Annotated in this window: 10 protein-coding genes; 1 reads left to right on the top strand and 9 read right to left on the bottom strand. The window is 46.4% G+C overall.

What is annotated here, in order from left to right; all coding sequences use genetic code 11:
- Nucleotides 1-17 precede the first annotated feature (17 nt).
- The 9 genes from B9A91_RS00750 to B9A91_RS00790 form a co-directional block, all read right to left on the bottom strand.
- Nucleotides 18-2,786 (bottom strand): glycoside hydrolase family 2 protein, encoded by a 2,769-nt coding sequence (locus B9A91_RS00750; protein WP_084236464.1) that lies wholly within the window; start codon nucleotides 2,784-2,786, stop codon nucleotides 18-20.
- 14 nt (nucleotides 2,787-2,800) lie between these two features.
- On the bottom strand, nucleotides 2,801-4,651 hold the full coding sequence (locus B9A91_RS00755) for an exo-alpha-sialidase (protein WP_084236466.1): 1,851 nt from the start codon (nucleotides 4,649-4,651) through the stop codon (nucleotides 2,801-2,803).
- Entirely contained in the window at nucleotides 4,648-5,571 is a 924-nt protein-coding gene (locus B9A91_RS00760) for a glycoside hydrolase family 43 protein (RefSeq protein ID WP_144008815.1), read from the bottom strand. Before B9A91_RS00760 ends, B9A91_RS00755 begins: the two co-directional genes overlap by 4 nt.
- Nucleotides 5,571-6,977 carry a glycoside hydrolase family 140 protein gene (locus B9A91_RS00765; protein ID WP_084236478.1) on the bottom strand — a complete coding sequence of 469 codons (1,407 nt, stop codon included), beginning with the start codon at nucleotides 6,975-6,977 and terminating at the stop codon, nucleotides 5,571-5,573. Before B9A91_RS00765 ends, B9A91_RS00760 begins: the two co-directional genes overlap by 1 nt.
- A gap of 11 nt (nucleotides 6,978-6,988) precedes the next feature.
- Complete coding sequence (locus tag B9A91_RS00770) at nucleotides 6,989-10,132, bottom strand: DUF6298 domain-containing protein (protein ID WP_235012353.1); 3,144 nt, start codon at nucleotides 10,130-10,132, stop codon at nucleotides 6,989-6,991.
- Nucleotides 10,133-10,143: 11 nt separating this feature from the next.
- Nucleotides 10,144-11,781 (bottom strand): polysaccharide lyase, encoded by a 1,638-nt coding sequence (locus B9A91_RS00775; protein WP_235012354.1) that lies wholly within the window; start codon nucleotides 11,779-11,781, stop codon nucleotides 10,144-10,146.
- Complete coding sequence (locus tag B9A91_RS00780) at nucleotides 11,778-13,457, bottom strand: pectate lyase family protein (protein WP_084236480.1); 1,680 nt, start codon at nucleotides 13,455-13,457, stop codon at nucleotides 11,778-11,780. Before B9A91_RS00780 ends, B9A91_RS00775 begins: the two co-directional genes overlap by 4 nt.
- Before the next feature lie 332 nt (nucleotides 13,458-13,789).
- Nucleotides 13,790-14,161, bottom strand: coding sequence for a DUF4180 domain-containing protein (locus tag B9A91_RS00785; RefSeq protein WP_317043313.1), 372 nt, complete (start codon nucleotides 14,159-14,161; stop codon nucleotides 13,790-13,792).
- 122 nt (nucleotides 14,162-14,283) lie between these two features.
- Nucleotides 14,284-15,309 carry a LacI family DNA-binding transcriptional regulator gene (locus B9A91_RS00790; protein ID WP_084236482.1) on the bottom strand — a complete coding sequence of 342 codons (1,026 nt, stop codon included), beginning with the start codon at nucleotides 15,307-15,309 and terminating at the stop codon, nucleotides 14,284-14,286.
- Between the two features lie 109 nt (nucleotides 15,310-15,418).
- Here B9A91_RS00790 and B9A91_RS00795 point away from each other — a divergent pair, with 109 nt between their 5' ends.
- Nucleotides 15,419-16,894 (top strand): xylulokinase, encoded by a 1,476-nt coding sequence (locus B9A91_RS00795; protein WP_084236484.1) that lies wholly within the window; start codon nucleotides 15,419-15,421, stop codon nucleotides 16,892-16,894.
- Nucleotides 16,895-16,905 lie beyond the last annotated feature (11 nt).

The following is a 16,905-nucleotide window of genomic DNA, read 5'->3' on the forward strand; positions in this document are numbered from 1 at the left end:
ACATTCAATTTACGCAATTAATCCTTCAATAAAAAATCAAAATACAATGTAATATCCAGCGCTCTTGCAGGATCCTTTTCGTAGTCATAAAAGATGTTCTTCATAGCCATAGGGCCACTTCTGTCGGCCCGCTGTGTTTTGGTACCAATGCCAGGTATGCCCTGCATAAAAGAAATATTGCCCGATGGAAAAAGGGGCTCATAATTGTGCCACTGATCCGTTTTAAACGCCGCACTGAACAGCCTTAAAAAAACGTCTTCATTTTCGGTTGCCACCGTAAAAGACTTGGCTTTCGTGATGAATTTGCACCAGTACATATTGGAATGATAGCCCTTAAACTCGGGATATACCCAGCTTTCGCCTGTTTCTGTATCGTTATATTCTTTTTTCCATATGCCGAAACTGTTTCCCTTCAGGCGGTTTTTCCATACCCTGTTTGGGCCCATGCCCATATACTCCACCCCTTTCATCTGGCTTTCCGGGAAAGAAAAGTTCAGTCCCACAAAATTGCTGAGGTACTCCGAAGGAAAATATTTTACGGTCAGTTTAAGCACTCCTGATGGAGAGATTGTCCACTTCAACGTATTGTAGGCTGATTTTCGATCAAAAGCAGATTCGATAACCAGCTGCTCCCCTTCCATACGGTGTGTAATGTTACTGAAATTATTAGCCCCTTCCTGTACAACCGGTCCATTTGCAAATGGAATGAGGCCATTTGTGTTCCTCACTTCACGAAGTACGCCCGTTTTTTTACTAAAGCTGAGCTGAAGGCCATTGGCAGCTGCAATAAACAAAGAATCTGTCTCCTTCAATGTTACTGTCGTCCCGGCTTTGTCACCGGTCAGTCGCCGAGCCTCCTTAACAGGAAGTATAATGGGAAAGCTCCAGGTAAACAGTTCCTTTCCATGCAGGTCTGTGACCGTTATATAGAGTACATCATAGTTTATCCAGTTTGATGGCAGGCTGATCTTTAAGCGGCCTTTTTCTGATGGTTTCACATCGGGAGCCTTGGCATTGCCAGTTATTTTTTCGTTTGTTTTCAGGTTCAGCAGTTTCCAGTCGAACCTGCAGGTATTCAGATTGGTAAAGTGATAGCGGTTTTCCAGGTTAAATACCCCGTCAAAACCGGCGGTCATTTCCCGGCGTTCAAAAAATACCGGGCTCCAGATTTCTTTAATGGTAAAAAAACTACCCTCTTTTTCATGAAAAGGGCCTACAATGCCGTCGGCACCCCGGTTGCCATCGGCGTCAATAATGTTGTTCTTGTCCGTTCGGACCACGCCCTGGTCTGCAAAATCCCAAAGAAAACCTCCGGCCGATAAGGGGTTTAACAGCATGTCGTTCCAGTAGTCGTCCAGGCTCGCCCCATGCCCCCCATCAAACATACCGTGTAAAAATTCCGTAGGCATCACGATGCTGTGCCCATGACGATAATTCCCTATGCCGTAGTTGTATTCGCGGTAATGCTGGGTATCAAAACCGTTAAAATCTTCCCAGGGATGGACAACAGAACGCTTTTGAATATCTTCCTGTGCAAAAACCGGATCAAGGTCTCGGTTGTGCCCTCCCTCATTCCCATTAGCCCAGAAAATAATGGAAGGATGGTTTACGTCATGCCTCAGCATTTCCTTTACCAGCTTTGTTCCGGTTGGTGTGTCGTAGTGTCCATGCCAGCCTGCAAGTTCATCCATTACATATAAGCCAAGGGAATCACAGACATCCAGAAAATGCCCATCGGGCGGGTAGTGCGACATGCGTACTGCATTCATGTTCATTTCCTTCATCAGCAAGACGTCTTCAATGCTGTTCGTTTTGCTGAGCGCCCTGCCCGAAGCAGGCCGGAAAGCGTGTCTGTTTACCCCCTTAAATTTAATTTTTACACCATTTACAAATACACCATCCCTTGGTTTTACCTCAATGGTCCGAAAGCCGATTTTTTTGGAAACTGTATGTACCACCTTATTTTTGTGATAAAGGGTAAATACGGCAGTATAAAGGTTGGGAAGTTCAGACGACCACAGCAGAGGCGATGAAAAACGTCCTGATATACTGGCCCTACCGGTCTTTTGTATGCTATTGCTCAGTTCGCTCCCATACTTTTTGCCGTCTGCCCCATACAATTGCACACCGAGCTTATCGGCCTCTCCCGTGGTAGACAGTTCGGCATTAAACTGCCCGCTGGCCTGTGCATTTACGGCCAGCCTTTCTATATGCTGCATCGGCAGTGCCTCCAGGTATACCGGCCTGAATATGCCCCCAAAAATCCAAAAATCGGCTTTGCGCTCCGCTTCGTTCACCGATTTATTAGCGGAATGTTTAGATACCTTTACCTCCAGGAGGTTGTCCTGATTATATTTTAACTGTCTTGAAATGTCGTAACGAAAAACATAAAAAGCACCCTGGTGCACAGGGCCCGCAGTTCTTCCGTTTATCTTTACCTCTGCATCCGTCATTACGCCTTCAAACACAATATTGATTTTTTTCCCTTTCCATCCGGTAGGCACTTTAAAACTAAATTTATATAAGCCCTGTTCCTTTCCTCTTACACTGTCCTTTGCAAAGCCATAGTCATATTTACCAAAGCCCTGCAATTCCCAGTTGGATGGAACGGCTATTTTGGTCCACTTTCCGGAATTCATCCCGGCAGTGCAAAAGAAATCCCAGTTAACGGTATGGTCGTTTCCGGTACCCGACAGGTAGAGCTGCGCTGTCTGCTGGGCATACAGCGCATTGACCGGGCCAAAAAGCATCAGCAAAACAAAAGAAAGGATCGGCGTAAATTTCATGGTTAAAGACCTGCTTATTTTATTTTTTCTGTTTTCAGGGACCTGATGTAATAAATTGCTTCTGTAAGGGGTGTTCCCGGGTTTTTCAGGTCAAAATCCTGATCTGTAGGGGTATCTACATCCGGAAAACGGCGGACATCACCCGTCCTGAAAGTTACCCTTTCAAAGGCACTCACCGGCACAAACATCAGGCGTGTGCCCTTGTTTTCCCCGTTTACATAAATATCATACATGCGTTTGTCCATATCCAGTTCTGCACGGATATGGTATGCTTTTCCAGCCTCATACCTTGTGATTCCCGAATTGCGATAACCCACTTTGGCTTTCAGCTCACCATCTGCATCAAATATCAATCTTACCCCGGCAATGCCCTTTGCGTCCTGAAACTCGATCTGCAAGGATCCTGTATTGTTTTGCGCGGGGGTAACCGTAAATTCTATGTTTACTTTTCTCGCGGCTGGCATCATCCTTTCTGCTTTCGCGTAATCGTAAGGGTCCTTGTCACGGAGCGTCAGCACCTTTGTACCATCTGCCGCTTTTTCAATTTTAGCAGGGGCCCAAAGCGGACTAAAAATATTCCAGTATTTCAGTTCCTGACCATCAGGCAGTGCATTAAATACCTCGTTCACCGGGCCAGACACTGTTGAGATCACCGGAACCGGTACTTTGGCCACCCATATGTCTTCTTTGTTCATGCTATAGGTTAACCACATATTCCCGTCTTCAGGTTTGCCATCTGTTTCAGGAATACCCCTGATGTACTGTGGCCCGTAGGATTTATAGTTACCACCATAACGCATTTGCGAAATTTCGCCGTTTACCAATAACAGGTCTTTATAATCCAGACCATTGTTACTGGTAGATACTGCAAGTGGCCATCTGAACTCTGAAGGATTATATACCATAGCAAAACGTCCGTCGCTGGTACGCTGGCCCCAGATCTTCGCATTGCTGTTCACCACACCCGGCGCCCTTAAAGGATTATATTGCCAGGTTTTACCACCATCGTTGCTTACAGATGTTAAGGCATGCTTCCATAGCCCTACCACTTTACCGTCGGGCAGGTGATAATAACTGAAAGCCTTTACCGGTCTGTTTAATGGGATTAAAGGGTCATTCCGGTCTGCTTCTTCTACCATTTGCTGCATCATCAGCGGACTGCCCAGAATTTCCTTACAGGCTTGTACAAGTCCTTTGTCCTTACTGGTCGTATAAAAAGGATAAAGCGTATGTTTCATGTCCCAGCTCTTGTTTGGCCTCAGCAAATAAATGGGCCCATAAGTTCCGTCTCTTTTGATCTCCCTGATCACCCTGCCTATACCTTTTCCGTCGTTCGGATCGTCGGTTTTATCCATAGCTATGCCATAATAGGCCAGCGCAAACAACCTGTCGGCTTTCGACACAAAAAAGCCTACGCGCTGGTGCATGGTCGCATAAAGTTTTTTTGCTACACCTGGATGGCCTTCCTTGCGCCATCCGTCGGGTATCTTATAAGGAGGAAAAATAACTTCTGGTTTAGACCATTTGTATCCATCCTTAGAGCTTTGCAGCAAAGTCTGACTTGGGGGAATGTGCTCTCCTACCGGGTCACTAAGGTACTCCAGGTAAAAGGTCCTGTTCCAGTAGGCCAGCATGGGGGCATGGTTATAGGTCCAGCTCAGACCATCAGACAATTCGGGGTGTTCCCTGTTTGCTCTGAAGGTTTGTATATTGTGCACACCTATTGCAGGTGTAAGCTGCCCATGGTGATAATCTGCATTCACTATGGTGCTGCCGGTATAACGCAGTGTATCCTGCGCCATTGATGCCTGTGTTGCCGTCAGCAAGCCTGCAGCTATCCATATTTTAATATATATCTTCCTCATTTCCTCAGCCTTTCAATGATTTTGCGTTTCACCTCTACTATGGTTCCATGTTTATGCCCTTCCGGAATTACTGTCTCTGCAGAAACATCCTTAAAACTTTTAAAATCGCTGGTTTTTACAGCGGCATACCTTTTCTCCCCGTAGGCATCATAATAAATCAGCCAGTTGTTCCCCAGTTTAACTACCGTCGGCCCTTCTGTCAGCTTGCCGCTAAAAGGCTCAGAAACATCTGCATAAGGTCCGATGGGGTCCTCGCTGAAAGCCACCTTCAGGTTCCTGTTAGGGCGGGTATTGTCTTTCAATACCAGCACATAATCCTTTGCCGACTTTTTTACTATCACTGCATCAATTATGCTGAACCCCGGATCAAGAAATAGCCTGGCTTCACTGAAAACCTTAAAATCCCTGGTCGTAACTGAATACATCCTATGATTGTTGTCTTCATCCTCTACCCCTCTTGCAAAGCGGTGGGGTATGGTAGATGCCCAGATAATGATGTATTCTTTTTTGATGTCATCATAAAAAATTTCGGGTGCCCATACGTTTACGGTAGCCGGTTCATTTTGCAGCACCGGAACAAACTGTTGCCCGGACCAATGGATAAGGTCTTTTGAACTCGCATAGCCAAAGCCTCTTTCGCCCTTCCAGCCGCAGGTCCATACCAAATGAAAAACACCGTCAGGTCCCTGTACCATTGAGGGGTCGCGCATGATCTTTTGTTTACCGATCTCCGGCTTTAAAAAAATTCTGTTCAGGTCGGTCCATTTATAACCATCATAGCTGTACAGCATCCGCAAACCTTCATTTGCCGGCTCGTGAAAAGAGGTAAACACATAGGCTTTTTTTGAGCAGGCGCTGAAACCAGCCATCAGCCCAAATAGGAATAAGAAATGAAAAAACTGCTTTAAACCCGTCCTCATTATATTTTATCAATAACCAATACCCAGTCGTTACCGTCCTTTTCTTCTCCCGGCGGATCGAAATGGTGTGTTCCCTTATTTTCCACAGCACCTATCGGAATAGTTTTGCCATCACGTGGATTGAACCAGGAAGCCTTCACCTGATTGCTTCCAATCACACCCATTTTCAGCGGGATATTTCTTCCTGTATAGGTGTACACAAAGATGTAGTCCTTCCCACGCGTGACCATCAGCCTGCTGTATTTTTCACCATTGCCATCGGCTATGAGCAACTGGTCTGGCTGCCTGTCGAGATAACCTTCCGGGCCTTTAGACAGCATCAGGTTTTTCAGGTGTACCATCTGCCCTGCACCAGGGTCATTTAAAGCCTGCTGCCAGGACAGGGTTGCGCCATAAGCTGCATCCTTGTCTGCCGGATTGTACATCTGCATTACCGAGTTATCCCCATAGGTATAACCAAAGGCCCCGGCAAAAACCGACCAGTAACCATACCTCCGCACATCTGCATCGGTCCATCGGGGTTCCGCCGGATTGTGTAACCCTTGCGGAATACCTTCATAAGAAGGCTCCCCGTCTATAGTGGGCTTTACGGGCTTTAACTGATAGTCTTTTTCTATGTATTTCCAGTTGTCTTCTCCATAGTGCCATTTTTCTTTAGAACTGGTATCCTGATCATAACGGCGGTGGCCAGATTGCACCATGTTGAAATCCATCCATTTTTCGTTATGAAACCATTCTGAAGAGCCGGTACGGCCTCTTGGATGAAATGTAATCAGATGGTTGGGATCATTCGACCTTAAAGTGTTGCCAATGACCTCCCATACCTGCTTTACTTCCGATCCCCTGATATCGCCACCGTTTAACCAGATGATGTTCCACTTATCTTTATACCTTTTGGCCAGAAACTCCGCATAGCTTTTGGCCTGCTCCGGACTAACCTTTTTATTTTTTACATTGGTACCCCATACCGGCACCAAAGCCATATAAATCCCTTTTTCCGCCGCTTTGTCGATTACATAATCTATATGGTCCCAAAAATCATACGCGGTGGAATCTGTAAAATTTTTCCCTTCGGTCTGCAATGGCCTGGAAATATCACCTCCAACCAGGGATGAATCACCATAAATATTTACGGAAGGTACTGTATGCAATACCATTACCTGTACTACATTAAAGCCTTTTTTGCTTCTGTCTTCCAGGTACTCAACAGCCTGTTCCCGCGTCAATTTATTAAACAACAGCCAGCCGGTATCGCCCAGCCAGAAAAAAGGCTTACCATCCTTGGTCAGGTAGCGTCCATTTTCAGAAACCTGCAGGCCTTTTTTCAGTTGATCAGATTTTTGGTCTGATGCACAGGCAAACAGGGTTAACGAGATAACAAGTGATAAAATTACCTTTTGATACATGGCTATACGGTTTAAATTTTACTGATGAAAATGACCTCATCTGCTGATGAAAGTTTACTGAAGGTGGCCACAGTACCAGCTTTGATCTTTTCTTCCTTAAGTACTTTTCCGCTGCGCGGATTGATGTGCTGAACAATATAATTTCCGGTATGCTGGCTTAAGTCAAGTTTTATGGAAGCATCGCTGCTGTTGTACAATACATAAGCCTTACCCGGATTGCCCAGCACATATTGTCCCTGGGTATTGCCTTGGGGAGCAAAGGGCTTCATGGCCGTTGCTGCCGCAAGCAGGGACTGGCTAATCGCGGGAACATTAGAAAGCGATCCCCCTGCCATAAAAATGGCCCAGCCAAATGCATCATAGCTGTCGGCGGAATAACTCACTGCCTTTTCAGGATATTGGGCACGGTATTCAGCAACTGCGCGGTATACCTGTTCAAAAGAAGTTTTTTTTGGTTTCAGTAAACGTGCATGCTGGCGTGGTGCCAGGTTCTGTCCGCCCTGTGGGGCATAGGCCGTTCCATCCGACTGGTAATGCCAGTAGCGGATATCGATCAGATCTACCACCGCAGCCCTTTCTTTATCAGCCAGGATAGCATCCTGCACATCCTTGGTTACACTCAGTCCGATAACCGGGTGCTTTCCGGTTTCTTTTTCCCATTCTTTAATGGTATCTATCCAGAACTGCACAAAATGCAGGGGTCCGGTAAATTCCGCCCCAATCAGCTGGACCACACTTGTATTTTCTGCAAAATTATCCAGGCATTTGCGGATATAGGCACGGTGCAATGCTCTTCGGGCAGGGTTACTGATGTCGTAAAACTGTTCGGCCATGAATATCCGCTTATCGCCGGCATAAGGTACAGGTTCCGGAAATCCTGTGTTATTGATGTTATTGGCCGTACGCCATGGAAAATCGGCATAATGTGCCCCGGCCTCAATAATATTGTGCTGAAAATACTGTTCATGAACCAAAACCAGGCCCTTCTGATCGGCAAGTCCGGCAAAGGTCTTGAGCCTGTCCCAATACCAGAGGTTATATTTCGAAAGGTCGTACTTACTCAGTCCATCCCAGGCCTTGTCTATCCCGCTCCTGGCAAATGGCAATTCATAAAAGGGTGTCCATACATCGCCATCCATCCGCCTGATGCGCTCATGGTCATCGCGTCTGCGATCGTACCAAAGGCCATAATTATGCTCCAATATCTTCACCGTTCCCTTCTGCATGGAGTCTGTAGTCTGCTCCAGGTTATCTGTCAAGCCCATACCTTCGCGCCCGGGCACAAAGCGGGTAATGTGTGCCTTGCTGTTCTTTAACCCATAGGGCCTGGCACTGCCATTCCACCACTGCACTTCCTGCCGGTTGCCGGTAACAATGGTATGAGCCCGTTGCAACCAACCATTACTTACTTCCATTACAGCTATCTTGCGGCGCATAGGCAGCGCTTCCACACCAATCTGATCAATGCTTTTAATGCCCACAGCGTTAACAGGGATTGGCTGTCTTTGTGCGGCCTGGTCTATATATTCCGTAAGCAACATGGCAGGCTTTACTGCCAGCTTAGTCAGTTTCATAGCTACTTCAACAGGGGGACTGCTCGATGCTTCTGTCTCTACAGGCATAATGAATGTCCTGATGTCTGCCTGTGTACCTATCCTGTCCCTCAACTGGGCATAGTATAAACTACGCGGCTGGATCTGTTCGTTAGACATATCCCAGTAACCATCGCCAGCAAACTGTGCCCAGGTACCAAAAGCCCAATTCTGTGCACCCGGTGGCCGGTAACAATCTACCCTTGCCGCCGTACACTGCCAGAAAACGCTGTTGGCCCCAGCCCATCCAGCACCTTGCCCGTCCTGTCCGCGGTTCATAAAACTCAGTGCCTGTCCGTCTATATTTACAATATCAAACAGTACACCCGATGCCCAGCTATCTATTGCACCGCTAAAGCTAAACGGCAAATAAGCCTGGCATTGCACAAAAGCATTGGGACCAGGAGCACAATAACCTGTGGCAAAATCGTGGTAACCGTATTCTGAGTACAAACGCTGGAAAAGTGTTTGTCCACCAAAGGTCAAAAAAGTATTTCTACGCTCTCCGCCAATTTCTGAAACTGGCAAAAGTGACTTACAATCTTCAACAGTAACCCTTTTTGCGCTTTGCTGCACATTTACTGCAGAGCCCGCAAAATGTTCGAATACAAGTTGTCGGGCCCAGGCATCCGCAACATTTTCCATGGAGATCGCTGTCCAGCGGTGGTATTCGTCCTTTGGATTTGTAGTATCATAAGCCGAACGGAACCGGATATGCTCTACACCGGAGCGGCAGATCCTCCCGTTCCAGGTGTATTTCGACAAATCTGCTTCATCAGCAGCCTCGAGTGCGGTAGTGATCGGTGCATCAAGCGTCAGCTCATTTCCATTAATAGCCATAACGGTCCTGTCCCAATAAATATCGCGCTGCCCCGGCTTCCATCCCAAAGCGGTAATTCCCCCTCCAAAATGAGCTGTTCCGATAGTCTCTATCCAGTTTTTGGTTGATGGGCGGTGCAGCATTACCTGATCACCTTTTTTAAATGCTGCTGCATTCGCTACGGTAATTTTCATCGCATTTACCGGAACGTATTTATCTGTTACGCGTACAGATGGCCCGTCAATCCGGTCTGCCTTACCCGAAAGGCGGAGTACACCCATCCTGTCGAGGCCCGTAGCATAGATCAATGTACCGTTTTCTGCGCTGCCACTGCCCCTCAACACTACACCTGAAGCGCTGATCTTCAGCGATCCTGAGACTTCATATTTTCCTTTTTCCAGCAATACGGCGCCGCGCAGACCATCTTTACCCAGTGGCAAAGTAGCCACATAATTTAAGGCCGACTGTATCCTTAAGGTTGCGTCGCCGTCCTTAACAGGTACCACTACCCTTACCACAGCATCAGGGATGGCAGTTTCTCCGGCCATGTAGCCACAATAGGAAAAATCGGGAATGCGGTTCCCTTTTTCATCAGGCGTATAGGCCAGCCGGCCATCCTTATCCTTAAATATAGGTTTGGGCGGTTCCTGCGTTTTTACTTTCTGTGCAATAGCCAGGCATGGATTAAAATAAGCCCATACTGCAAGGAGAAATAAATGTGGATATTTACGGCAGTTCAGCATCAGGTCATTTTTTACGGTTTCACAGTGGCTAGTGGCACTACACTGTTGATGTAATTTTCAATATGGGCATACCCGTTTCCTGCAATCTTTGCAGCATCCGATGCATCATTCGGGTTTAATCCCTGTTTAACTTCCCAGGCATCCGGCATCCCATCATTATCTGCATCCTTATAAGGCGTACCCTTGTATTCAGGATACCCGCCTACCTGGCTGATGTCTGATATGATGCCCATTTTATACGAATCGGCCGGCAGCCTTCTTTTGATGAACTGTCCGCCCGCAGGCGCTTTGGCATCAGCGGCATATTTTACCACACCTGTTTTCACCTGCTCAACAATCCGCTGATCTACGGCGTCCCGCCTAGGCAGGGTAGCACCCGCATTGGCGAGCGCGTAGGCATAAGCAGTCCGGGCGTCAGTTATACTTACCTTTGCCATAGGCATAGGCTTGTTTACGCGCATAGAATCCAGTATCTTTTTCTTGTTGGCCATGCCCTCTATCTGTACGCCTCCATCCCAGTTGTCTTTACTTACCTTTTCAAATCCTTCAATAATGTTCCCATGAACATAGGCTCGTCCAAAGGTGTGGGAAAACTGTTTGTCGCGACCGCTTTCGGGTTTCAGTATGCGAAAAGCTATGGGCTGATCAAGTGGCGTGATCGGTCCTGGTTTGTAGTAATTGTTGATAAAATTGTACAATGAATTGTTATCGCCCCCATCGGCACTGCGGTTCCACCAGTTAAAAACTACATTGTTTACAAAACCAAAATCGCCATACATACCTACAGAAGGGTTTCTGCTGATGTTACTGGCCCAAAGGTTACGCATAAAAGTGCTGTTCAGTCCACCGATGGTACTGCCAAAAGCGTGATTATAGGTATCCAGCGCTTCAGAGAAGATAGAATTTTGAATGGTTACATTTACCGTTGGCAATTTTAGGGGTTTCGATCCATCCTCTGCGTCGTAAACATGCCTGTAAATGGACATATTTTCGTCCAGCCCCCAGCTGGCAGACACATGATCGATGATGATGTTGCCCACTGGGTTGCCACCAATGGCATCATCCCTGCGGGTCACCTCTGTTTCTCCCCTGCGAAACCTCATGTACCTGATCACCACATCGTGGGTATCTATCCATACGGACTCTCCGGCAATACAAACCCCGTCTCCAGGGGCTGTTTGTCCGGCAATGGTGATGTAAGGGGCACGGATGCTGATCGGGCTTTTCAGCCTGATGATACCGGCCACATTAAATACGATGATACGTGCACCGCCCTGTTCACAAGCTTCACGCAACGAACCAGGACCGGAATCTGCCAATGTAGTTACTACATAAACCTTACCGCCACGACCGCCAAAACTGTAGGCGCCGCCACCCTCTGCACCTGGAAAGGCGGGGATTCTGGCCTGCGGAAGATCAGAAGGTTTGGCAGCCCATGGAACAAAAGGTTTACCGTTTTTTGCGTCACGCTCGATAAGCGGTTTAATTTTTTCAAACTGCAGATCCGACAGCTTCCTGGCTATAGCCCCTATTGAGTCTGCTTTGGCTTCCAATGCAGGGGGGATTACCGGGTATTGCGCAAGTGCTGCCCCGCTTAAACCGGAGAGTGAAATAGCCAGCATTATCGAAAATCTTCCCGATCTGTTCATGGTTTCACAATGTTTACAGGAACAACACTATTTAAATATACCTCGATGTTCGAATAACCGCTTTTGGTGAGCTTTGCTGCGTCTGAAGCATCCTTAGGGTTTAATCCGTTTTTGATTTCATAACTATCGGGCATACCATCATTATCAGCATCTTTATAGGGTGTACCTTTATACTCAGGATAACCACCTACCTGGCTCACATCAGTAATGATGCCCATTTTATAGGAATCTTTTGGTAACCTGCGGTGTTCAAAATCCGGTTTGTCTGACAGTTTAACATTTGCCGGGTAGGTAATTTTACCCGTTCTTACCTGCTCAATCACCCGGGTATCTACCGGATCGCGTTTAGGCAGGGTAGCCCCTACATTGGTCAGTACATATTTATGGGCATCCATAGCAGGTAAAATGGTCATCGGAGCCATAGGAAAAGGCTTTTTCACGCGCATAGCCGCAAAATAAGTTTTAGCTTGTTCATAGCTCATCAGCTCGCCTTTCTTATCCTCCAGCTGTACACCACCGTCCCAGTTGTCTTTAGTAACTTTCGCGTTGCCTTCAATAATGTTTCCTTCTACATACGCACGTCCAAATACGACATAAGGCAACTTGCTCCGGCCCGATTCCGGTTTTAAGATCCGGTAACTGATCGGGTCTTTCAATGAGGTTACCGGGCCTGGCTTATAATAATTGTTGATGATGTTATACATAGCTGTATAATCGCCTCCATCGGTAGAGCGGTTATTCCAGTTAAAAATCACATTATTGGCAAAATTAAAGATACCGTTCCAACCAATGGATGGATTACGTGCACCATTATCTGCCCATAGGTTACGCATGAAGCTGCAGTTCTCTCCGCCCAGGGTACTGCCAAAAGCATGGTTCCAGGTATCCAGAGCCTCAGAAAAAATCGAGTTCTGGATGGTAATGTTTACCGTAGCCAGTTTAACTTCTGCTTTCCCGGTGCTGTCATTATACATATGGCGGTACATTGACATGTTTTCATCCAGCCCCCAGCTTGCGGAAACATGGTCTATCATGATGTTGCCAACCGGGTTTCCGCCAATCGCATCATCCCTGCGTCCTACGAAGGTTTCTCCCCTTCTGAAGCGCATAAAACGCACAATCACATCATGTGTATTTAACCAAACTGATTCGCCTGCTACACAAACCCCGTCGCCCGGTGCAGTTTGCCCCGCAATGGTGATGTAAGGTGCGCGAATGATCAGAGGGGTTTTGATGCGGATAATACCTGAAACGTTAAATACCACGATCCTTGCCCCTCCCTGTTCACAGGCATCACGCAGAGAACCAGGACCGCTGTCGTTCAGATTGGTCACCACAATCACACGGCCTCCGCGACCGCCAAAGCTGTGCGCCCCTCCGCCTTCTGCCCCTGGAAATGCCAATAAGTCTGACTGTGGCAAGTCTACCGGTCTGCCGGCCCATGGGATATAGGGTTTTCCTTCTCTGGCTTCTTTTTCTATAACCGGAAGGGCTTTCTGCCAGGCTATTTCCGATTGTCGGTAGGCCTCCTTCATCATATCGTCGGAAGCTTTTTTAATATCTGGAGGTATATTTGGATATTGGGCGAAGGCGAGAGGTGCTGCAAAAACCAGCGCAATGAACAATGCCGCAGGTCGTTTTGCAGAAGATACAAATTTCAAAAATTGTGTTTTCATTTTTGTCTCGGATAATAGATATACCAAAAAGTACGCAATTATTTTTTAGATCAAAAATTCTAAAAATGACATAAAGGACGTGGCTCAGTTTTTAAGGTATTTCAGGTTAATAAAATTTGGTTAGATTGTATATTAACCCAAAAATGCAATCTAAAAAATGGCTTTTACTATAGCATTTTCGCCATCTATTGTACGATCTTATCAGATTGCATTTTATACGTCAAAATAACGTTTATGTCGCATAAATATTACAACCTGCAGTTGCCTCCGGCTCAAGGTTACAGCTGATAATTATAATTAATTATTTCAGAAAAGTTCCCCCCCCATTTCTTCTATTTCATCAGCTTTTCTACGGCCTGTTCCGTTGAGCCTACAAAATTAACCAACCGTCCACTGTTACTCTCGTAAATAAAATCCCGGATACTTTTGCCCGGATATTTTGAAAAATCACCGACAATAGCCAGCCTTATCCTGTAATTGCTGAACTTTTGAAGAACCTCCCCGGCAATACCGGTCTTCAAGTCAAAAAAATCAGGTGTAATGTTGCCCTCATGCAGGACAATGCGATCAAAATCCTGGTAATAAAGGTCGACCATCAATTGCAATGCCTCTTCGGGAGTGTTGATCAGTATCCCCTCCGCTATAACTTCTGCAATTTTGACAGGGTTTTCCCCTATGGGCTGGTGTGTTTTTACAATCATCATCTTAAAATTTCAGCATTGAAGCAGCTAAGATAATGATCAAAAGTTGTGAAAGGATTTTACCGCTTATATATTTGTGGCTTTTGAGGCCATTGCAGATGAGACCAGGCATGCTCAAACAAAAGTTATTTCCTGCGGGTAGATTTTCTGACAATCAATTTTGGTTTAATGCTGATTGTTTTAGGCTTAATCTGTGCTTTGCCTTCAGTTTGCTCGAAATATAGCTCTGCAATGGTTTTACCCATCTTGAAGCTATATTGATCTATAGTGGTAATGGAAGGACTGGTCAATTCTGTAAAAGGCTCATTGGAATATCCGCAGATGCCCAGTTCTTTTGGAATCTGAATGCCTTTATTCGCGGCAACTTCCAGTACACCCAGAGCAGAAAAATCTGAGGTGGAAGCAAATATCGCATCGGGTGGGTTTTCCAGGTCCAGTAATTTAGCCGTAGCAACAGCCCCCAGCTCCTTGGTCCAGGCATTTTCATACATCAGCTCCTCCAGTACGGGAATATTATGTTGCCTCAGCGCAGCCAGGTAGCCTGCCTTGCGCTGCCGGAAAATATCCAGCTGTTGCGGACCTTCCAACAGGGCTATCCTACGATACCCCTGCTCAATAAGATGCGACACGGCTTCCAATGAGGCTGTCTCGTTATTGTTGATCACCTTAAAAGTGTCCAGCTCATCTACCACGCGGTCAAACTGGATAAGGCCGATCTGCCTATCTAACACCTGCTGCAAATGCCCATAGGTCCCGGTTTCTGCAGCAATAGAAATAATGACACAACTTACATGCTGGTTTACCAGTGCATTGACACAATCTACTTCACGGGCATGCTGTTCATTGGACTGACATATAATCAAACTGTAACCCCTGCTATAGGTTACCTCTTCAATTCCGGCAATCACATTAGAAAAATAATCCTGATTGATCCGTGGCACCACCACCCCTATTGTGGGGTTGCTTCCTTTCCGCAGGTTTGAAGCCATCGCATTGTGCTGGTAATTCATTTCAACTGCAGTTTTGAGCACCAGGGCCTTTGTCTCCGCATTGATTTTACTGCTGTTACTCAGGGCTCTGGACACAGAAGAAGCCGCCAGGTTTAGCTTTAAGGCAATATCGTAAATGGTAGTTCTCTTCTGACGTTCCATATGGAATACAAAAATGATAAAAATAAATAAGGCAATCGATTGCAAAATAAAAATATTCTACTATTTTCGTTTCAGTAACCAGATTTGAAAAATCATAAAAAAGAAACATATGCTCCTACTAGGAATAGACATAGGCACTTCATCTGTTAAAGTTGCCATCATCCATGCGGAAACGCAGCGGCTGGTCGCAGCTGCACAATACCCTGAGGAGGAAAGTCCAATTATTTCTGTGCAAACCGGCTGGGCAGAGCAATCGCCCGAAATGTGGTGGGAACATATGCTCCTGGCTTTTGACAAATGCAAAGCCCAAGCCACATTTCAGCCCCGGGACATTGCATCCATTGGCATTGCCTATCAGATGCACGGTCTGGTATTGGTAGATAAAGAACAACAATTGGTACGTCATAGTATCATCTGGTGTGATAGCCGGGCAGTAGAAACAGGCAAGCGCGCTCTTGAAGCACTAGGACAAGATTACTGCCTGTCACATTTGCTGAATTCTCCTGGAAATTTTACCGCTTCAAAACTGGCCTGGGTAAAAGAGAATGAGCCGGAGGTTTATACCAGAACCGATAAATTTATGCTTCCGGGGGATTTCATTGCAATGAAACTCACCTCACAGATCACCACCACTGTCTCTGCCTTATCTGAAGGGGTATTCTGGGATTTTAAGACCAACAGCATCTCTGCCCCGCTAATGGACTATTATGGCTTCAGCCCCGAGCTTATCCCTGAAATCAGGCCTGTATTTGCTGAACATGGCCGAGTTACTGCTGCCGTAGCCCAACTTACGGGGCTTTCGGAAGGAACACCGGTTACCTATAAAGCGGGTGACCAACCCAACAACGCGCTCTCCTTAAACGTACTGGAGCCAGGAGAAATTGCGGCAACAGCAGGCACTTCCGGTGTCATTTATGGTCTGAGCGATCAGCTGGTTTCCGACCCACAGTCCAGGATCAATACTTTTGCACATGTGAATGACACAGAAGCCCAAAAAAGGCTTGGTATTCTGCTTTGCATTAATGGTACAGGAAGTATGAACCGGTGGGTACGCCATAACCTGGCACCGGGAGAAACTTATGAACAGCTCAATGCTTCGGCAGCGAAAGTAGCAATAGGCGCAGCAGGATTACGTGTACTTCCATTCGGAAATGGCGCAGAACGCATGCTCAACAATAGGATCATTGGTGCACAAATGGGGCATATAGACCTGAACATACATCAAAAGGAGCATATTTTCAGGGCAGTACAGGAAGGGATTGCCTATGCATTCCGCTACGGACTTGACATCATGCGTTCCAATGGGCTTGCCCCTAAAGTAATCCGTGCTGGTCAAGCTAACCTGTTCCTCAGCAACCTATTCCTTGAAGCTTTTGTAAACAGCACTGGTATTCCAGTAGAATTGTATGAAAATGATGGAAGTACCGGTGCGGCTTTGGGGTCCGGAATCGGTGCAAAAACATATAGCAGCAGTACCGAGGCTTTTCAGCAATTAAAACCTTTACAGTTCATAGCACCTTCATTAACGGACGAGTATGAGCCCAATTATCAGGACTGGCTTAAACTTTTAAAAGAACAACAATAACCTAAACACCA

Source organism: Pedobacter africanus, from assembly GCF_900176535.1.
GTDB classification, from domain to species: Bacteria; Bacteroidota; Bacteroidia; order Sphingobacteriales; family Sphingobacteriaceae; genus Pedobacter; species Pedobacter africanus.